This is a genomic window from Paenalcaligenes sp. (assembly GCF_030152715.1).
In the GTDB taxonomy this organism is placed as follows: Bacteria; Pseudomonadota; Gammaproteobacteria; order Burkholderiales; family Burkholderiaceae_B; genus Paenalcaligenes; species Paenalcaligenes hermetiae.
Window position 1 is genome coordinate 30,167 of record NZ_JASLIX010000029.1, and the last position, 17,687, is coordinate 47,853.

Annotated in this window: 20 protein-coding genes; 6 read left to right on the forward strand and 14 right to left on the reverse strand. The window is 47.4% G+C overall.

Features of this window, described 5'->3' with window-relative positions; genetic code table 11:
- Window position 1: 1 nt before the first annotated feature.
- The 6 genes from Q1V74_RS01985 to proC form a co-directional block, all read right to left on the reverse strand.
- Window positions 2–703, reverse strand: coding sequence for an ABC transporter ATP-binding protein (locus Q1V74_RS01985; RefSeq protein ID WP_300646828.1), 702 nt, complete (start codon window positions 701–703; stop codon window positions 2–4).
- The gene (gene livG, locus Q1V74_RS01990; protein WP_300646829.1) at window positions 704–1,468 is read right to left on the reverse strand and encodes a high-affinity branched-chain amino acid ABC transporter ATP-binding protein LivG; all 765 of its coding nucleotides are present in this window, start codon (window positions 1,466–1,468) and stop codon (window positions 704–706) included.
- Window positions 1,465–2,691: a high-affinity branched-chain amino acid ABC transporter permease LivM gene (gene livM, locus Q1V74_RS01995; RefSeq protein ID WP_300646830.1), complete on the reverse strand. Its 1,227-nt coding sequence runs from the start codon at window positions 2,689–2,691 to the stop codon at window positions 1,465–1,467. The genes livG and livM overlap by 4 nt, the downstream gene beginning before the upstream one ends.
- The gene (livH, locus tag Q1V74_RS02000) at window positions 2,691–3,617 is read right to left on the reverse strand and encodes a high-affinity branched-chain amino acid ABC transporter permease LivH (protein WP_300646831.1); all 927 of its coding nucleotides are present in this window, start codon (window positions 3,615–3,617) and stop codon (window positions 2,691–2,693) included. The genes livM and livH overlap by 1 nt, the downstream gene beginning before the upstream one ends.
- Before the next feature lie 183 nt (window positions 3,618–3,800).
- The gene (locus Q1V74_RS02005; protein ID WP_300646862.1) at window positions 3,801–4,361 is read right to left on the reverse strand and encodes a VUT family protein; all 561 of its coding nucleotides are present in this window, start codon (window positions 4,359–4,361) and stop codon (window positions 3,801–3,803) included.
- Between the two features lie 2 nt (window positions 4,362–4,363).
- The gene (gene proC / locus Q1V74_RS02010) at window positions 4,364–5,203 is read right to left on the reverse strand and encodes a pyrroline-5-carboxylate reductase (RefSeq protein ID WP_300646832.1); all 840 of its coding nucleotides are present in this window, start codon (window positions 5,201–5,203) and stop codon (window positions 4,364–4,366) included.
- Between the two features lie 186 nt (window positions 5,204–5,389).
- On the opposite strand from proC, the gene ugpB reads away from it, so the two are divergent.
- The 4 genes from ugpB (at window position 5,390) to Q1V74_RS02030 (ending at window position 9,678) form a co-directional block, all read left to right on the forward strand.
- Entirely contained in the window at window positions 5,390–6,697 is a 1,308-nt protein-coding gene (ugpB, locus tag Q1V74_RS02015) for a sn-glycerol-3-phosphate ABC transporter substrate-binding protein UgpB (RefSeq protein WP_300646833.1), read from the forward strand.
- A gap of 132 nt (window positions 6,698–6,829) precedes the next feature.
- Window positions 6,830–7,711: a sn-glycerol-3-phosphate ABC transporter permease UgpA gene (ugpA, locus tag Q1V74_RS02020; RefSeq protein ID WP_300646835.1), complete on the forward strand. Its 882-nt coding sequence runs from the start codon at window positions 6,830–6,832 to the stop codon at window positions 7,709–7,711.
- An 8-nt stretch (window positions 7,712–7,719) separates the two neighbouring features.
- Window positions 7,720–8,565 carry a sn-glycerol-3-phosphate ABC transporter permease UgpE gene (gene ugpE / locus Q1V74_RS02025; protein WP_260648726.1) on the forward strand — a complete coding sequence of 282 codons (846 nt, stop codon included), beginning with the start codon at window positions 7,720–7,722 and terminating at the stop codon, window positions 8,563–8,565.
- Between the two features lie 27 nt (window positions 8,566–8,592).
- Window positions 8,593–9,678 (forward strand): sn-glycerol-3-phosphate import ATP-binding protein UgpC, encoded by a 1,086-nt coding sequence (locus Q1V74_RS02030; RefSeq protein WP_300646836.1) that lies wholly within the window; start codon window positions 8,593–8,595, stop codon window positions 9,676–9,678.
- 80 nt (window positions 9,679–9,758) lie between these two features.
- On the opposite strand, the gene Q1V74_RS02035 is transcribed toward Q1V74_RS02030, so the two are convergent.
- From Q1V74_RS02035 to mltG, 5 genes are read right to left on the reverse strand one after another with little or no spacing between them, the layout of a single operon-like run.
- Window positions 9,759–10,544 carry an ankyrin repeat domain-containing protein gene (locus Q1V74_RS02035; RefSeq protein WP_300646837.1) on the reverse strand — a complete coding sequence of 262 codons (786 nt, stop codon included), beginning with the start codon at window positions 10,542–10,544 and terminating at the stop codon, window positions 9,759–9,761.
- Entirely contained in the window at window positions 10,541–11,311 is a 771-nt protein-coding gene (locus Q1V74_RS02040; protein ID WP_260648723.1) for a TatD family hydrolase, read from the reverse strand. Before Q1V74_RS02040 ends, Q1V74_RS02035 begins: the two co-directional genes overlap by 4 nt.
- Before the next feature lie 8 nt (window positions 11,312–11,319).
- Window positions 11,320–12,339: a DNA polymerase III subunit delta' gene (gene holB / locus Q1V74_RS02045; RefSeq protein ID WP_300646839.1), complete on the reverse strand. Its 1,020-nt coding sequence runs from the start codon at window positions 12,337–12,339 to the stop codon at window positions 11,320–11,322.
- Window positions 12,336–12,971: a dTMP kinase gene (gene tmk, locus Q1V74_RS02050; RefSeq protein WP_300646840.1), complete on the reverse strand. Its 636-nt coding sequence runs from the start codon at window positions 12,969–12,971 to the stop codon at window positions 12,336–12,338. The genes holB and tmk overlap by 4 nt, the downstream gene beginning before the upstream one ends.
- Window positions 12,972–12,973: 2 nt before the next feature.
- Entirely contained in the window at window positions 12,974–13,984 is a 1,011-nt protein-coding gene (gene mltG, locus Q1V74_RS02055) for an endolytic transglycosylase MltG (RefSeq protein WP_300646841.1), read from the reverse strand.
- Between the two features lie 104 nt (window positions 13,985–14,088).
- Between mltG and Q1V74_RS02060 the strand changes: the two genes are divergently transcribed.
- Window positions 14,089–15,027, forward strand: a complete 939-nt coding sequence (locus tag Q1V74_RS02060; protein WP_300646842.1) for a folate-binding protein — start codon at window positions 14,089–14,091, stop codon at window positions 15,025–15,027.
- Between the two features lies 1 nt (window position 15,028).
- Here Q1V74_RS02060 and Q1V74_RS02065 read toward each other — a convergent pair whose 3' ends face one another.
- Together Q1V74_RS02065 and Q1V74_RS02070 are read right to left on the reverse strand one after the other, a co-directional pair.
- Window positions 15,029–15,370: an RnfH family protein gene (locus tag Q1V74_RS02065; RefSeq protein ID WP_300646843.1), complete on the reverse strand. Its 342-nt coding sequence runs from the start codon at window positions 15,368–15,370 to the stop codon at window positions 15,029–15,031.
- Between the two features lie 27 nt (window positions 15,371–15,397).
- On the reverse strand, window positions 15,398–15,829 hold the full coding sequence (locus Q1V74_RS02070) for a type II toxin-antitoxin system RatA family toxin (protein ID WP_260648717.1): 432 nt from the start codon (window positions 15,827–15,829) through the stop codon (window positions 15,398–15,400).
- Between the two features lie 56 nt (window positions 15,830–15,885).
- Between Q1V74_RS02070 and smpB the strand changes: the two genes are divergently transcribed.
- The gene (smpB, locus tag Q1V74_RS02075) at window positions 15,886–16,344 is read left to right on the forward strand and encodes an SsrA-binding protein SmpB (protein WP_300646844.1); all 459 of its coding nucleotides are present in this window, start codon (window positions 15,886–15,888) and stop codon (window positions 16,342–16,344) included.
- On the opposite strand, the gene Q1V74_RS02080 is transcribed toward smpB, so the two are convergent.
- Window positions 16,345–17,676, reverse strand: a complete 1,332-nt coding sequence (locus Q1V74_RS02080; RefSeq protein ID WP_300646846.1) for an NAD(P)/FAD-dependent oxidoreductase — start codon at window positions 17,674–17,676, stop codon at window positions 16,345–16,347. It lies immediately after the preceding gene.
- Between the last annotated feature and the right edge of the window lie 11 nt (window positions 17,677–17,687).

Genomic DNA, 17,687 nt, shown 5'->3' on the forward strand with positions numbered 1-17,687 from the left:
CCTAGCCACCCAAATAGGCTTTGCGCACCTCGTCATTGGCCAAAAGATTTTGCCCTGTGTCCTCCATAATGACCTTACCAGTCTCTAACACATAAGCTCTATCGGCAATTTGTAGGGCTTTATTCGCATTTTGCTCCACCAAAAATACGGTAACCCCCTCGTCACGAATGGTCTGAATAATCTCAAAAATTTGCGCAATAATAAGTGGTGCTAAGCCTAAGGTTGGCTCATCTAATAACAATAAACGTGGCTGAGTCATCAAAGCACGCCCAATCGCCAGCATTTGTTGCTCGCCCCCTGACATAGTACCAGCACGCTGTTGAGCCCGCTCCTTGAGCCGTGGGAAAAGCTCATAAACATGGTCTTCTCCGGCTTCTATATCGGCTTTGGATAAGAAAAACCCGCCCATTTTTAAGTTCTCAGAGACGGTCAGATCAGGAAAAACACGCCGTCCCTCGGGAGAAAGCGCAATGCCATTACGCATAATTAAATGCGTAGGCTGCTGTGTAATATCCTTTCCCTCAAAAACCACCGAACCAGAACTGGCACGAGGTGAGCCACACACCGTCATCAACAAGGTGGTTTTGCCCGCACCATTGGCTCCGATCAGCGTCACGATCTCACCTTGGTTTACCTGCACATTTACCTGGTCTAGGGCTTGAATTGCACCATAATAAGTGCATACATTCGTGAGTGTTAACACTTACTCTTCTCCTAGATAGGCTTTAATCACACGCGGATCATTTTGAATAGCTGACGGTGTGCCCATAGCAATGGGCTTACCATACTCCATGACAAGAATCTCATCAGAAATACCCATGACTAAGCTCATATCATGTTCAATTAATAACACCGCCACCCCCATATCACGCCGTAGCGTATCGATGAGCACCTGCAGCTCTTTTTTTTCTTGTGGGTTTAACCCTGCTGCCGGCTCATCAAGTAACAATAAACGTGGCTGCGTAATCATACAGCGTGCGATCTCCAAACGGCGTTGATGCCCATAAGCCAAATTGCCTGCCTCTCGATTGGCATAAGCACGCAAATCCATAAAATCCAACCATTTAGCTGCTGCTTCTTGTGCTTGTGCCTCTGAGCGCCGATATGCCGGTGTTTTCAGTAAACCCCCCAACAAACTCGTATTAAGCTGCTGATGCTGAGCCACGAGTAGATTTTCTAAAACGGTCAGCTGCTTAAACAAGCGCACATTTTGAAACGTACGCACCACCCCTTTTTGAGCGACTTTGTGACTAGGCATCCCATGAATAGGTGCGTTTTCTAGCATAATCTGTCCAGCAGTGGGTTTATAAAAACCACTGATACAGTTAAAAACCGTGGTTTTACCCGCCCCGTTGGGCCCAATGATGGCAAACACCTGATGGGGTTGTACCTCAAAACTTACGGCATCTACCGCCAATAACCCGCCAAAGCGCATGGTCAGATCCTGAACCGATAAAATCGCACTCATGCTTTTAACTCCACATGGGGTCGCTTAACAGGTAATAAGCCCTGAGGGCGCCACACCATCATGACCACCATTACCAAACCAAAAATTAACATGCGATACTCAGCGAACTGACGCGCTATCTCTGGGACTACCGTCAACAGTATGGCTGCTAAAATCACCCCTAGCTGCGACCCCATCCCCCCTAGAACCACAATAGCCAAAATCAGCGCAGATTCGATAAATGTGAATGACTCAGGATTCACTAGCCCTTGTCGCGCCGCAAAAAAGGCGCCCCCAAATCCAGCAAACATTGCCCCAATAGTAAAAGCCGATAGTTTAATCCCCGTTGGATTTAACCCCAACGAACGGCAAGCAATCTCATCCTCGCGCAAGGCCTCCCAAGCACGACCGATTGGCATACGAATCAAGCGATTCGACACAAACAGCGTGATCAATGCCAAAATCAGCGCCAATAAATAAAGATAAATGATCACATCCACATTATTAAACTTCCAGCCCATGAGCTCATGGAAAGTCATCTGCCCCTCGGGAGCACGACGAGCTAACACATAACCAAACACTGTTGGTTTAGGTATCCCTGAAATCCCATCAGGACCGCCAGTGATAGGGTATAAGTTAATTAATAATAAGCGGATAATTTCCCCAAAGCCTAAAGTCACGATGGCTAAATAATCCCCACGCAGGCGCAAAACAGGAAAGCCCAGTAAATAGCCAAACAATGCTGCCATTGCCCCTGCTGCGGGCAATGAGGCCCAAAAACCCCATCCCGCCCAGTAATACAGGAGTGCATAGGTATATGCGCCCACAGCATAAAAACCAACAAAGCCTAAATCTAATAGCCCCGCAAAACCCACGACAATGTTAAGCCCTAGGCCAAGCATGACATAAATCAGTACGAGGGTAGCGATGTCAATTTCCGCTCGCCCTGAAAAAAATGGCCAGATTAAAGCGCCAATAATAATAAAGAACAGCGCTACTTGCCGCGTTTTATCATTAAGGCGTGGCAAACTAAAACTTTGTTGACGTTTAGCTAATAGGGACAAAAGGGAGGGTCGTATTAATTGGAATACAAACACCAAGCCCATACCCCAAAAAATCATTGGCCAATCGGGTTGCAAGGTGGTTTGCATGCCCACCCGTAAAATTTGAAAACCAAAAATCGGCGCAATGATTACCCCAGCCAACAACGCCGCAAAAAAAGCATGTTGAATTCGCTTGGCCATTACACCTTCTCCACTTCCGGTTTACCTAAAAGGCCCGTTGGTCTAAACAAGAGAATCAACACCAGCAACGCAAATGCCACGATATCTTTGTATTGGGAAGAGATATACGCCGCTGCAAAGGTTTCAGCAAGCCCTAGTAACACCCCCCCAAGCATCGCGCCAGGAATACTGCCGATGCCTCCTAGTACTGCTGCCGTAAACGCCTTGATGCCAGCAATAAATCCGATAAAAGGATTTAGCTTACCAATCGCTAATGCAATCAATACCCCACCCACTGCCGCTAACATCGCGCCAATAATAAAGGTAAAGGAAATAATACGACTTGTATCTATACCCAGTAAATTTGCCATTCCTAGATCTTGGGAACAGGCACGTGAGGCTCGACCTATACGTGAGTATTTGATAAATAAAGTCAAAGCCACCATCAACACCACAGTGGTCACAATAATCAAAATACGCGCATAGGGCGCATTAAATACAAAACTCTCGCCCAGTGAAAGCTGCAGTGAACCTGACACCAAGTTAGGCACAGCCATATCACGCGCCCCCTGACCCAAAGCCACCCAGTTTTGTAAGAAAATCGACATCCCAATGGCAGAGATTAACGGCACCAAACGAGGACTACCACGCAAAGGGGCATAAGCCACTTTTTCTACCGCAAAACCATAGGCTGCCGTCACTGCCGCCGCCACCAGCAACATGATCAGCACAATCAGTAAAACAGGTAAACCCGAGTTCATGCCAATCGCAGAAAGGGTCACCAAACCCGTATAGGCGCCAATCATATAAATTTCACCATGGGCAAAGTTAATCATGCCGATGATGCCATAAACCATGGTGTAACCAATGGCAATCAGCGCATAAATGGCGCCTAATGACAGCCCATTGAAGAGCTGTTGCACAAGCTGAGGAAGTAAATCCGACATATGAGCGGTCCCAAAAAGCGGATGATGGCAGCATTTAAGCAACGCCAGAACAACATAAATAAAGGGCTGTTGTCTCTTTGTTAAGAGGCAACAGCCAATAAGACATAGGGTATTTTGTGACAAATCACGCCAACTTGTCACTACGTAATAGCCCTAGCGCTCCCCCATATCTATTGATCTATATCAGTTATTGATTTTACTGGGGTTAGCTAAGTTCCACATTAATGCGCGGAATGGAGCCAACATAAAAGTGTTTAAACACAACTTAACCGCCAAGTCACCTAAGAGCAGTGTTTGCCATGGCATACTCGTACCAGCAAACGCCACACTAAAGAAGACAAAGGTATCCAACGTGGCGCCTGCCACCCCCCCCACAAATGGTGCTTGCCACCAAGTGCGGTGACGTAAGCGGTCAAACACATAAATATCACAAAGCTGAGCCACTAAAAAAGCGCTGCCCGATGCCAGAGCAATGCGTGGTGTAGCCACAAAAGCGGAAATCACTAAAGCAGCCACAAAACCAAAATAAGCCACGCGCCGCGCCGCCTGTGGCCCAAAACGACGATTTAGCACATCAGCGACGAGAAAAGCGATGGGATAACTCACTGCCCCCCATGTCAACCAGTTATTAATGGGGTACTGCACCATCACATTCGATGCCACGACAATGAGAATCATGAGCAATACTGCAATGGCTTGTTGACGGGGAGTCATGGGTTCAAAACGAAGGGTTGCCATGGAAATCCTTATGAGTAATGTTGCGCGAGTTCTGCGGCACGCTGTTTGGCTGCATCCATCGCTTGTTGCACAATAGTTGAAAAATTCTGATCTTTAAATACAGCTAAAGCCGCTGCTGTAGTCCCGCCCTCGGAGGTCACATTTTCTCGAAGTTGCGCTAGCGGCAAGGGCGATAAAGCCGCTAATTCGGTGGCGCCTTTTACCGTAGCAAAAGCCAGCTTTTTAGCTTGATCCAAAGATAAACCTTGGGCTTGCCCCGCTTGAATCAACGACTCCAAAAACAAAAACACATAAGCCGGACCGCTACCCGATAAAGCCGTGACCGCATCAATGGCTTCATCATTCTCTACCCATACATACTCGCCCACCGTTTTAAATAAATATTCCGCCACTGCTTTATCGTCCTCGTCAACGGCATCCAATGCCAGCAGCCCAGTCATACCGCAACCGATTAACGCTGGCGTATTAGGCATGCAACGAATAACACGCTGATGAGGCTGGTCCTCAAAACCCAAACGCTCTGCGATGGCCGTTGCCGTAATCCCAGCGGCCACGCTAATGATTAATGTGTCTGGCTGAATAAAGGGCTGACATTGTTGCAGGACTTTTTTCATGTGCTGCGGCTTGACGGCCAACACCCAAACCCGGTATTGCGCTAGTTGTGCTTGCGGCATCTCTGCTGTATGCGTGCCTTGCTGCTGCCAATTTTCTCGAACCTGCTCATTTGGGTCGATGACCAAAATATCTTCGGCAGCACAACGCTTACCGATCAGCCCTGCTGACAAAGCCGACGCCATGTTGCCGCCACCAATAAACGCCAACGTTATAGTATGTTTTTGATTTATCATAAAAAAATTTCAGTCCTACGCGGTAAACTCAACAATAATGCAAGTGTATTTGATTTAATAAGATTGACCAAACCACTATTTACTGGGTACAGTCACGCCAATGTAATAAACAAGTCATATGCTTAAATGCATTTCTGATATAACAAGCTGGCTTGTTCATTCCGTACACACAACAGGAGAACGCATATGCGTAAATCAACCTTTACCCTATCTGTAGCGGCCCTTATCGCCATGATGGGTACAGCCCATGCCGCAACAGACATTCAGTTTTGGCACTCCATGGAAGGCGCACTTGGGGACCGAGTCAACGAACTGGTTGAAGCCTTTAATAAAAGCCAATCCGACTACGAGGTCAAGCCCAGCTACAAAGGTAACTATGGCGAATCCATGAACGCTGGTATTGCCGCTTTCCGTGCAGGTAACGCCCCCGATATTCTACAGGTTTTCGAGGTAGGCACCGCCACCATGATGCACGCCAAAGGGGCGATTCAACCTGTACAAGAGATGTCAGAAAAGGTTGGTAACCCCATTGACCCCAACGATTTCTTAGGGGCAGTGGCTGGCTATTATTCCTCGAGCGACGGCAAGCTTGTTTCCATGCCGTTTAATAGCTCCACGGCCGTGCTATATTACAACAAAGACGCTTTCAAAAAAGCTGGCTTGGATCCAGAAAACCCACCTAAAACTTGGGAAGAGGTCGCTGAAGCCGGCAAAAAAATCCGTGAAGCCGGCTACGAATGTGGCTACACCACCTCTTGGCCTTCTTGGATTTTACTCGAGAACTTCGCTGCTTGGCATAATGTTCCTTTTGCCAGTGAAAATAATGGCTTTGGTGGCCTAAATGCTCGCTTAGAGATTGATCAGCCTTTATTTGTTAAACACCTAAGCTTTTTAGCCGACATGGCTAAAGAGGGCTCATTTACCTACGGCGGGCGTGGCGACACCTCCAACGCACTATTTACTGCTGGGAAATGTGGCATGTTTACTGGCTCCAGTGGTAACCGCGCTAACATTATCAAAACAGGAAAATTTGAGTTTGGTACCGCTTCATTGCCTTACTATGCTGACGTAAAAGATGCTCCACAAAACTCCGTCATTGGTGGCGCATCTCTATGGGTGTTTGCCAACAAGTCAGATGAGGTTTACAAAGGGGTAACCGAATTCTTTAAATTTATCTCTAGTCCTGAACAAGCCGCCGCTTGGCACCAAAACACGGGTTATGTGCCTGTAACCACTGCCGGCTACGAGCTCACCAAAGACTCTGGCTTTTATGAGAAAAACGTAGGTGCTGACGTGGCAGTTAAGCAGCTTGATGCTCAAACCACCGAACACTCACGCGGTATCCGTTTAGGCTATTTACCTCAAATTCGTGACATTGAAGACGGCGAAATGGAAAAAATCTTCGCCGGTCAAATCAGTCCCGAAGAGGGGTTAAAAAATATGGTTAAACGCGGTAATGAGTTATTAGAACGCTTTGAGAAAAGTGTAAAATAACAGCTTAATGCTGTCGTTTAGACTACAATTCATACCGGAATGGGGGTGATCCCCTCATTCCGGTATTTGCTTTTTTCTCTTTTACCACTCAAAGACTCTTTGTTGCGGTCTTTATTTTCTTGTCAATTTCCTATGGAAAAGCGTGTCGTTTTTAACCATAAAACGCTGCCCTACTTATTGCTTGCGCCTCAACTGGCGATTACAGTCATTTTTTTCTTTTTGCCTGCGGGTCAAGCATTGTGGCAGTCGTTTCATCTGGAAGACCCTTTTGGGCTGAGCTCCAGTTTCGTGGGTTTAGATAATTTCAGAGAGCTGTTTTCACAACAAGCCTATCTGAACTCATTTAAAATCACGGCCAAGTTCTCTCTATTAGTCGCTGTTGCTGGGCTGGCGATCTCCCTATTACTAGCGGTACTCGCTAACCGCGTGATTCGCGCCGCGGCTTTTTATAAAACCATGCTCATCTGGCCTTATGCAGTAGCAACGGCTGTTGCAGGGGTTTTATGGCTCTTTATGTTCTCACCATCGGTAGGGATTATTGCCGTATTTTTATTTGAGCTCGGTATTGCATGGAACCCTCGCCTAGATGCTGATGATGCCATGCTCTTGGTGGTGATGGCCTCTGTCTGGAAACAAATCTCTTATAATTTTTTGTTTTTCCTTGCTGGCTTACAGGCCATTCCTCGCTCACTGATTGAAGCGGCGGCCATTGACGGTGCCGGCCCAATGCGTCGTTTTTGGTCCATTGTTTTTCCCTTATTATCACCGACCACATTTTTCCTATTGGTGGTTAACGTCATTTACGCCTTCTTTGATACCTTCGCTATCATTGATGTCATGACACAAGGTGGTCCGGGCGAAAGCACATCAATTTTGGTATACCGCGTTTATAACGTTGGGTTCCGTGGGTTGGATTTAGGGGCTTCTGCTGCTCAATCCGTGATTTTGATGCTCATTGTGATAGCGCTAACTGTGATCCAGTTCCGCTACATTGACCGTCGTGTGAATTACTAGGTCCAGTTATGATTGAACGACGTCCTTTACTTGACTTCTTTAGTCATTTTATTTTGTTACTTGGGGTGGCAGTGATTGCGTTCCCCTTGTACATCACCTTTGTCGCTTCTACGCAATCTGCAGTAGAAGTCGCCCAAGCCCCTATGTCTTTGCTCCCAGGCGAGCACTTTTGGTCTAACTACAAAGAAGCGCTCTTTGGTGCGGCGGGCAGTAATGCTCCCCCTGTTGCCCGCATGTTGTTAGTCAGTAGTATCATGGCAATCACCATTGCCGTAGGCAAAATCATTATCTCCATGCTCTCCGCTTTTGCTGTGGTGTATTTTCGCTTTCCGCTGCGCATGGTATTTTTCTGGATGATTTTTGTCACGCTTATGCTACCTGTAGAGGTGCGTATCGCCCCCACTTTTAAAGTCGTTGCCGATTTGGGCCTCTTAAACAGCTACGCAGGTTTAACTTTGCCGTTAATCGCTTCGGCCACCGCCACCTTTTTATTTAGGCAGTTTTATCTCACCATTCCTGACGAGTTGGTCGAGGCCGCACGCATCGATGGCGCTGGTCCCATGCGCTTTTTTAAAGACATTCTTTTGCCTTTATCTAAAACCAGTATTGCGGCGCTATTTGTGATTCAGTTTATTTATGGCTGGAACCAATACCTCTGGCCCTTAATTATCACAACTGAAGAACATATGTACCCGATTGTGATCGGTATCAAGCGTTTAATTTCCGGTGGTGATAGTGTCACTCAATGGAATATCGTTATGGCAACCGCCATGCTAGCCATGATTCCACCCGCTTTGGTGGTCATGCTTATGCAAAAATGGTTTGTTAAAGGTCTGGTCGACTCAGAAAAATAAGACCGCTGCACAGGAATAACAGTAATTATGGCAACCTTAACTTTTAATCAAGTCACCAAAGTCTACCCGGGTAATATCGAAGTCATTCATGGCATTGATATGCAGGTTCAAGATGGCGAATTTGTGGTCATTGTGGGCCCGTCCGGCTGCGGTAAGTCCACCCTGATGCGCATGGTCGCCGGACTGGAGAGCATTACCAGCGGCACCATCGAGATTGATGGTAAAGTCGTTAATACCTTAGAGCCCGCTGAGCGGGATATCGCTATGGTATTCCAAAACTATGCGCTCTACCCTCATATGAGTGTGTATGACAACATGGCCTATGGGTTAAAAATCCGCAAATTCAGCAAAGAGGAAATCCGGGAGCGTGTCAATGTGGCTGCACAGATTCTCGAGCTTTCGCATCTACTTGATCGTCGCCCGCGTCAGCTTTCTGGTGGACAGCGTCAACGCGTCGCCATGGGGCGCGCTATTGTGCGTGAACCCAAGGTTTTCTTATTTGACGAGCCACTTTCAAACCTAGATGCTAAGTTGCGGGTACAAATGCGTTTGGAAATTCAACGCTTGCACCAACGCCTTAAAACCACCAGCCTCTACGTCACTCATGATCAAGTTGAAGCCATGACCTTGGCACACCGTATGATTGTGATGAACAAAGGGGTCGCAGAGCAAATTGGTACCCCCATGGAGGTTTTTGAAAAGCCCGCCTCTACCTTTGTCGCCAGTTTTATCGGTTCACCACCGATGAACTTAATCCCTGTACATATTGATCAACAGGGTACGGTCTACAATGATAGAAACATAGCTTTGCACTTTCCTTCTCATTTAATTGCACCCGCGCTCTATGGCAAATCAGTTATTTTAGGGATTCGTCCTGAGCATATTGCTTTACACCAAGCCGGGCTGCCTATGGAAATCGAAATGATCGAGATTTTAGGCTCAGAACAGCTGATTCACGGTCGTAATGGCGATCATACGCTTGTTATCCGTACCCCTACAGAGAGCACTCGTGATAACCCATTACAAGTTGGTGAATCCATTCAAATTGGTCTTAACGAGGATTATCAACTGCATTGGTTTGATGCCAACACTACGAAACGTATTGAAATATAAACAAATCGTGTAAATAACAAGCACAAAAAAGCCCCCAAAAAAACACATTTTGGGGGCTTTTTATGACGACTAATAAAACATCACTCTTCAAATCGCTTTAAATCAAAATACTGACTCGTTCCTGTAGAAGGACGGCTTTCCGCAGTTTCCAGATTATCTACCTCTTCTTGCCCTTGTCCCAACAAAATAGGTGCCACCTGCCCGTGATTCTGTGCTCGTTTTTGCTCGTATTCAGCAGCAATCTCACGTAAACGTGCCGCCAAACGAGTATTTTTATTCGACTGGGCCCAGTCCGCTGCAGACAGTTTTGTCACACTCAATGTGGTTGGATCCGCCCCCTGCTCTAAAAGCAGGTTCACTAGTTTTGCACTGCCTGAGCGCGCTGCCATCATTAAAGGTGTGGTTCCATCCGGTGCTGGAGCATTCACCAGAGCCCCATGCTGCAATAATAACTGCGTCATCGCGATTTGTTTTTTTGAGGCCGCGTAATGCAATGGCGTCCAGCCTAAACGGTTCACCTGTGCGCCTTGCTGAATAAGTGCTTGCGCCCGCTCGGTTTGCCCCATAATGGCTAAATACATTAGCGGAGTTTCATCGTTAGCATTGGTTATATTGGGCTCAAACTGGCGATGCTGGCGCAATAACTCATATACATCCCACGCTTCATTTTGTATCGCCCACATCACCACTGGTTGTTGCTCACGGCTTTTAATATTGGGGTCTACCCCCTGAGCTAAATAGCGCGTAACCGCCGCCGTTTTATTATTTTGCACCTCTAACCAAAAACTATCATCCACTGCATAACTTGTGCTACAACTAACAGCGAAAACAAGTCCAATACCAATTTTTTGTAATGGTTTGATCATGGCTGAGCCTTTGTAAAAAGTTGATAAAAATTATGCGTTGTCTGGTCCGCAATCTGTGCTGCCGGTACCCCACGCAATTGGGCAATACACTCCGCCACATGCACCACCAAAGCAGGATGATTCATTTTTCCACGATGCGGCACCGGCGCCAAATATGGAGAATCGGTTTCAATCAATAATCGATCCAAAGGCACTTTTTGTGCTACCTCGTGCACTTGTTTTGCACTTTTAAACGTCACAATACCTGATAATGAGATATATAACCCCAGATCCAGCGCTTTTTTAGCCGCCGTCCAATCTTCACTAAAACAGTGCATAACACCACCACTTTGCTCCACCTCGCCCTCGCGTAAAATGGCGAGCGTGTCAGCAATAGCTTGGCGTGTATGTACAATCACGGGTAGTCCAGTATCTTTACTGACTGCTAAGTGCAAAGCAAACCGCTCACGCTGCCAATCCAAAGGCTCTTGCAAACGATAATAATCCAAACCCGTTTCACCAATAGCGATGACTTTTTCATGTTGTGCGCGCTCAAAAAGTTCAGCATAAGTCGGCTCTGGCACCTGATCATAACCGGGATGCACGCCTACAGACGCATAAAACTCGGGGTAGGCCTCTACCACTTGCATTAAACGCGGCCAATCTTCTAAACAAACACTTACTACTAAGGCACGTGTGACCTGATTATGCTGCATCGCTTGGCGCAAAGACGCCATATCTTGAGCTAAATCAGGAAAATCCACATGACAATGCGAATCAATATACATAATCGGTATCAATGAATAAAACTGTGAATGACACGCTCTAATGCGGTGTGTACCCATAGTTTAGCGTTTAATGGGTGTTCACTATGCTGCTTTTGTGTGAGCAACCATTTCCACTGTTGCTGCAGGCGTAGCGCATGACTACGTTGGCTTAGTTGCTGAGTGCTCACTTGCAAATCAGGGTAGTAACGTACCGGCTGCCCATAACACGCCAAAAGCAAATCCACATACCAACGCTGTAATACAGTTAGCCATTGCGTCGCCGGCTCTTTTTCTATTTCCGACGCTAAGGCAATAATGGCTTGCTCTTGTCCTTTAAGCAGCGTATTTTGCAACTGTTCCAACCAGTCTGGGTAGGGTTTGGACATTTGCTGCGCTAAACGATACGCGGCCAAAGGGGCGCCCCCGGCAGCGGCTAACCAAGCCTCTGGCGTTTGTACCATCTGTGCTTGTAGCCAAGCTAAACTTGTCGTGTGGTCTGGGGTACTTAAAGGCAAGCGCCGACAACGCGAGATAATCGTTGGCAACAACTGCTGATAGCGATCCGCCACCAGTAAAAATACGGTATGAGTGGGCGGCTCCTCTAGAATTTTTAGCAGTGCATTAGACGATACTGGATTTAAGGCTTCGGCCGGATACAGTACAGCCACCCGATACCCACCGCGGTGCGTAGCAGTATTAAACCAATCCGTTAACGCCCGTAATTGCTCAACACGAAGCCATTTAGAGGGAGTTTTACTATCAATCGTTGAATCATCAGGGTTTTCTATGGCGGCGACGGCATCCGGACGCACCCAACGCAAATCCGGATGATTTCCTGACTGTACCCATTGGCAAGCATCACATTGACCACATGCTAAAAACGACTGTGGCTGCTCACAAAGCAAAGCCGCCGCTCCCGCTTTAGCAAACTGGGTTTTGCCTATTCCTGCTAAGCCATGAATGAGCCAAGCATGGGCAAAACGCTCTCGCTGCTGTAACCAGCGTTGCGCCGTCGCGCGTTGCCACGGATAGAACTCCAAAGGACTCATACGTTTTTCCAAGAAAGAATCAAAGCCTCCAGCTGATGCTGTAACTGCGTTTGAATCTGCTGCACACTTTGGCTACTATCAATACAAATAAAGCGCTCTGGCTGTGCTTGCGCACGCTGATGATAAAAGCGTTGCGTGCGGTAAAAAAATGCTTCTTGCTCTTTTTCAAAACGATCTAAAACTCGCCCACTTTGTAAACGTTGGGCAGCAACCGCTAAGGGCAAATCAAATAGCCAGGTACGATCGGGTTGTAAGTCTGGGTGTACCCAGTGTTCCAGTATCTCAATGGCGGTGGCTCCTAGCTGCCTGCCTCCCCCCTGATAAGCATAGCTGGCATCGCTGAACCGATCACAAAGCACCCACTTACCCGCATTGAGTGCTGGTTGAATCACTGTTTCTATATGCTCATTGCGAGCCGCAAACATCAACAAAGTCTCGGTTTTAAGATGCATCGGCTGATGCAATAATAACTCCCGTAAGCCCTCGCCAAGCTCTGTGCCACCAGGCTCGCGCGTTATGACTACCGGTATACCTGCTTGCTGTATATAGTCTGCCATAAAAGGAATATGGGTGCTTTTACCAGCCCCATCCACCCCTTCCAGGCTTAAAAACAATCCTTTTTTTTCCGTCATGCTTAGCCACTTCGATTCAAAATATATTTACGTACTGCCCGATTGTGATCGCGCAAGTTTTTGGAGAACTCACTGGTCCCATCACCGCGTGAAACAAAATACAGATAATCATGCTTTTCAGGGTGTAGGGTCGCTAACAAAGCGGCTTTACCAGGACTGGCAATGGGTGTAGGCGGTAATCCCGCTCGCGTGTAAGTGTTCCATGGCGTATCTGTCTGTAGGTCTTTTTTCCGTATACGCCCCTGATACTGATCCCCCATCCCATAAATCACTGTCGGATCCGTTTGCAGCAACATACCAATACGCAAACGGTTAATAAACACCCCTGCTACACGCGCCCTGTCTTCGCCATGACCGGTTTCTTTTTCAACGATAGAAGCTAAGATCAACGCTTCATAAGGGGTTTTTAATGGCAAATCCGGGTCACGACTTTCCCAAAGCTGCTGTAATAACTCTGTTTGCGCCTGGTAGGCACGACGCAAAATATCAAAATCCGTACTACCTGGTACAAACACATATGTATCTGGGTAAAACAGTCCTTCGGGGTGAGTCGCTTGAGCCCCTAAACGCTCCAGTAATTCACTATCACCCACTGTAGTAAGCGTCTGTTTAATATTTGGGTCTGCGGCCAGCTGTTGACGTATACGCTTATAATCCCACCCCTCTACCAAGGTAATACGTGTCTGCATCATATCGCCCTGGGCCATACGCTCTAGTAAAGTCCACAAACTATCGCCTTGCACGGCCTCATACGCACCCGCCTGTAGCTGTGTATCTTTTTCCGTTAGGCGTGCCAAAAGAGCAAAATGGTTTTCATCTACAGCGATGCCAGCTTGGCGCATAGTGCGAGCAATGGCTTTAGGTCCAGAGCCAGACTCAATAATATAGTCCACTCGTTCAGCTTGCATAGGCACAGCACGCCACATCACCCACCACCACACGCCATAGGCACTTACCAGCGCTAGCAAAAGCGCCAGCAAAAAACTCCCTATGAGAACGCGTTTTTTTTTCATAGCTGTTTTTTATTCCTTTCATCACTTAGTGGCATCATTTTAACCTTAAGCTAAGCAAGTTATTATATAGAATCCCTTTTATTTATCTGCGCTGTATTAACATCATGAATCACTCTTTACTCTCTGCTCAATCTGTCTGTCCTCTTTCGCATCTAGCTCTCTGGCATATTACTGGTGCGGACACCTTAGACTTTATGCAGTCTCAGCTAACGAGCTCTGTTAATGAGCTCACAGAAAATCAGGCCGTATTAGCAGGGTTTTGTCAGGCTAAAGGACGCTTACAAGCCACCATGCTCGTCTGGCGCGACCCTCAACAGCCCGCGCATTTATACGTGATGATTGATCGCTCCATCGAAGAACAAGTGCGCAAACGTTTATCTATGTTTGTATTACGTGCCAAGGTCAGCATCACACCTATACATACGAAGGTCTATGGTGCTCTGCTCCCAGACAGCCCTGGCTTTCAACTGCCTCAAGCGCATTATGCTGTACGTCACGAGCAAGCACTCACATGGATAGCCGCACCCAATGCAAGTGAACAAAGTGCTCGCGCCTGGGTCATTGATTGGGACAATCAAATTCAAGCCGCCGAGCTCTCACCAGCGCATTGGGCTGCTGCCGATATTTATGCCGGTCTGCCTTGGGTACAAGCCCCCATTTACGAAACGTTTTTACCCCAAGATATCAATCTGGATATTATTGGGGGCGTAAATTTCAAAAAAGGCTGCTTTCCTGGGCAAGAAGTGGTGGCTCGTTTGCATTACCGCACTACCGCAAAACGTCGTGCAGCCCTAGGTACATTGGCCGTGGATGCCCAAAGCGATATTCGTGCTGGTATGGATATCTTTGCTTGCGACGACCTCGAGCGCCCATGCGGACGTATTATTAATGCAGCATACGACCCACAAGCTCAGTGTTGGGCGCTACTCATGGAAGTCCACATTGAGCAAATTCAAACCCAATCCATTTGTTTGGCCAGCGCTCCGCAAACCGCTATTACCGTCCAAACTTTGCCTTACGGTTGGGAAATCGCTAAATATTGATTTAGCCCTCGCGATTGATCACCATACGCGCCGCCGCACTCAATGTGCGCCGGCGTGTGCTTTTGGTTTGTTGGTTAGCGCGGTGCGCCGCACGACGGCGCCGGGATTCCATCGGGTCAAAAACCAAAGGTCGATAAACCTCGATCCGGTCCCCGGCTTGCAGCCGTGTATCTTGATGGCAGCGCTCCCCAAAAATACCCACAGCTAAATGCTGCGCCTCGGGGTGATCATGAAATAATCGGCTTTGCTCCAAAGCTTCCTGTACGGTCGCACCTGCAGGCAACGTTAAGGTTTGCTGCCAAAGTGTATTTTTTGCCGCAAAAACGATTTCAATTGTTATCATAGTCATAGCTTAGATGTTTGCCTTGAACTAATCATATAAATCCAAGGCTCGGCGCGTAAAGGAGTCAATAAAACTATTTGCTACCCGATTAAAAATGGGGCCAACAACCATTTCAAGGGCGCGACTAGAAAAAGCATACTCCATGACAAACTCCACTTTACACCCCTCATCGCCTAACGCGGTAAAATACCAATCCCCTTTTAAATCAGAAAAAGGGCCATCTACCAGCTGCAAACGTATATGCCTGGGATAATCATGGGTATTTTGAGTGGTAAAGCTTTGTTTAATGCCAGCAATACTGATGGTGACAGAAGCACGCATGCCCTGATCATTTTCTTCATGTACGCAAGCGCCACCGCACCATGGCATGAACTCTGGATAACGCGCCACATCGGCGACCAGATCAAACATTTGAGCAGCAGAATAAGGAACTAAGACGGATCGTTTAACTGTATGCATCGAGTCGGATTAGTAGATAAAATAAATCGATTTTACCTAAGATAGGTGATGAATTCATGAGTATTGTTGAAAATCGTAAAGCGCGTCACGAGTATTTCATCGAAGAACGCTACGAAGCTGGGCTTGTTTTACAGGGTTGGGAGGTCAAAGCCATCCGCAGTGGTCATGTGCAGCTTGCTGAAAGCTACATTGTGATTCGAGATGGCGAAATTTGGGTCATCGGGATGCATATTAGCCCACTTCCAAATGCTTCTACCCATATTGTGCCAGACAGCACTCGCACTCGTAAGCTTTTACTTAAAGCCGAGGAAATCAGCAAGCTCATTGGTCGCGTTGAACAGCGCGGCTACACCCTGGTACCCCTCAACCTCCATTTTAGCCGTGGTCGCATCAAAATGGACATCGGATTGGGCAAAGGGAAAAAGCAACATGATAAACGCGATACTGCGCGCGATCGCGATTGGAAGCGCGAACAAGAACGCTGGCTCAAACACGATACGCGCCGTCAAGACTGATCAATGCAACTTAATGCGGGGGGCAGAGCGTTTCAGCAATAAGCGCCCTAGCGCTAGACTAAACGTACGCAGCACCCCCAACACGGCAGCATGATGCATCAGGTGTAGGCTCATATACATCATGCGTGCTACCAGGCCCTCTACAAACCAACTTTTCCCTGATAACACCCCCATCAAGCTTCCTACGCCTTTAGAGTGCCCTACGGCCACTAAAGAACCATAGTCTTTATAGGTAAAAGGTGCCGTATGGCTTTGCCCTTTTATTTTTGCGTCCAAAACACGCCGTAAATAATTAGCTTGTTGGTGCGCCACCTGAGCTCGGGCGGGAAGATAAGCATCCTCTCCCACCCATGGCGCTTGCGCACAATCGCCCATTGCATAAATCGATGGGTCCACTGTTTCTAAGCGCTCATTGACCACTAATTGATGAATCCGATTCGTCTCCAGGCCCAGTGTTGTTAAAAACACAGGTGCCTGTATGCCAGCAGCCCATACACACAAGTCCGCCGCATAGCATTCACCATTTTGATCAACCAACTGGTTCGCTTGCACCTCTGTTACGCGCACGCCTGTGCGTACCGTAATCCCACGATCATGCAATAACTGTGTGGCACGTGCAGACAACTCAGGGGGTAATGCCGCCAAAATACGGTCGGCCCCTTCGATAAGAGTGATGGATAAATGTCGTTCAGGCGTAAAAGTATTTGCGCCATAAAAATGTAAGCTTGCCACGGCTTCGGTTAGCTCTGCGGCTAATTCCACCCCTGTTGCTCCACCTCCAACAATTGCAATACGCACCGGCTCAGCCGTTGTATCCACAGCTGCGGTGCCTTGATGCTGTGTTAACGCATGAAGCAACTGCATGCGAAAATGCTCAGCCTGTGCTGTCGCATCCAAAGTAATAGCGTGTTCAGCCGCACCAGGAGTATTGAAAAAATTAGACTTACTCCCCACAGCTATCACCAATGTGCCATACGCGATGGTACGTGCGGGAAAAAGTGTTTGCCCGGCCTCATTTTGTGCTGCCGCAACATGAATAACTTTCTTTTCTCTGTCCAGTCCTTCTAAAGCACCTAAAATAAACGTAAAGTGACAATCACGGGCTAACATAAAATATGACAAGCCCTCGCGATGAATATCCAGTGTGCCCGCCGCCACCTCATGTAAAGAAGGCTTCCAGATATGATCGGTGTCCTTATCCACCAAATACACCTTATCAGGCCCATGCTTACGCCCTAACTTGGCGGCTAACTCTAACCCCCCCGCACCACCACCAATAATCACTATAGGTGTGACTGTATTCACTCGCAACTCCTTTTCTTTATATTTCATTGCTTTTTATT

What these genes read in the sequence shown, in the direction of transcription:
- Q1V74_RS02030 (WP_300646836.1), top strand. Translation starts at nt 8,593, where the DNA reads ATGGCAACCTTAACTTTTAATCAAGTCACCAAAGTCTACCCGGGTAAT.
- ugpA (WP_300646835.1), top strand. Translation starts at nt 6,830, where the DNA reads ATGGAAAAGCGTGTCGTTTTTAACCATAAAACGCTGCCCTACTTATTG.
- proC (WP_300646832.1), bottom strand. Translation starts at nt 5,203, where the DNA reads ATGATAAATCAAAAACATACTATAACGTTGGCGTTTATTGGTGGCGGC.
- Q1V74_RS02070 (WP_260648717.1), bottom strand. Translation starts at nt 15,829, where the DNA reads ATGCATACAGTTAAACGATCCGTCTTAGTTCCTTATTCTGCTGCTCAA.
- mltG (WP_300646841.1), bottom strand. Translation starts at nt 13,984, where the DNA reads ATGAAAAAAAAACGCGTTCTCATAGGGAGTTTTTTGCTGGCGCTTTTG.
- Q1V74_RS02080 (WP_300646846.1), bottom strand. Translation starts at nt 17,676, where the DNA reads ATGAAATATAAAGAAAAGGAGTTGCGAGTGAATACAGTCACACCTATA.
- smpB (WP_300646844.1), top strand. Translation starts at nt 15,886, where the DNA reads ATGAGTATTGTTGAAAATCGTAAAGCGCGTCACGAGTATTTCATCGAA.
- Q1V74_RS02040 (WP_260648723.1), bottom strand. Translation starts at nt 11,311, where the DNA reads ATGTATATTGATTCGCATTGTCATGTGGATTTTCCTGATTTAGCTCAA.
- holB (WP_300646839.1), bottom strand. Translation starts at nt 12,339, where the DNA reads ATGAGTCCTTTGGAGTTCTATCCGTGGCAACGCGCGACGGCGCAACGC.
- ugpB (WP_300646833.1), top strand. Translation starts at nt 5,390, where the DNA reads ATGCGTAAATCAACCTTTACCCTATCTGTAGCGGCCCTTATCGCCATG.
- Q1V74_RS02065 (WP_300646843.1), bottom strand. Translation starts at nt 15,370, where the DNA reads ATGATAACAATTGAAATCGTTTTTGCGGCAAAAAATACACTTTGGCAG.
- livH (WP_300646831.1), bottom strand. Translation starts at nt 3,617, where the DNA reads ATGTCGGATTTACTTCCTCAGCTTGTGCAACAGCTCTTCAATGGGCTG.
- Q1V74_RS02060 (WP_300646842.1), top strand. Translation starts at nt 14,089, where the DNA reads ATGAATCACTCTTTACTCTCTGCTCAATCTGTCTGTCCTCTTTCGCAT.
- livG (WP_300646829.1), bottom strand. Translation starts at nt 1,468, where the DNA reads ATGAGTGCGATTTTATCGGTTCAGGATCTGACCATGCGCTTTGGCGGG.
- ugpE (WP_260648726.1), top strand. Translation starts at nt 7,720, where the DNA reads ATGATTGAACGACGTCCTTTACTTGACTTCTTTAGTCATTTTATTTTG.
- tmk (WP_300646840.1), bottom strand. Translation starts at nt 12,971, where the DNA reads ATGACGGAAAAAAAAGGATTGTTTTTAAGCCTGGAAGGGGTGGATGGG.
- livM (WP_300646830.1), bottom strand. Translation starts at nt 2,691, where the DNA reads ATGGCCAAGCGAATTCAACATGCTTTTTTTGCGGCGTTGTTGGCTGGG.
- Q1V74_RS02035 (WP_300646837.1), bottom strand. Translation starts at nt 10,544, where the DNA reads ATGATCAAACCATTACAAAAAATTGGTATTGGACTTGTTTTCGCTGTT.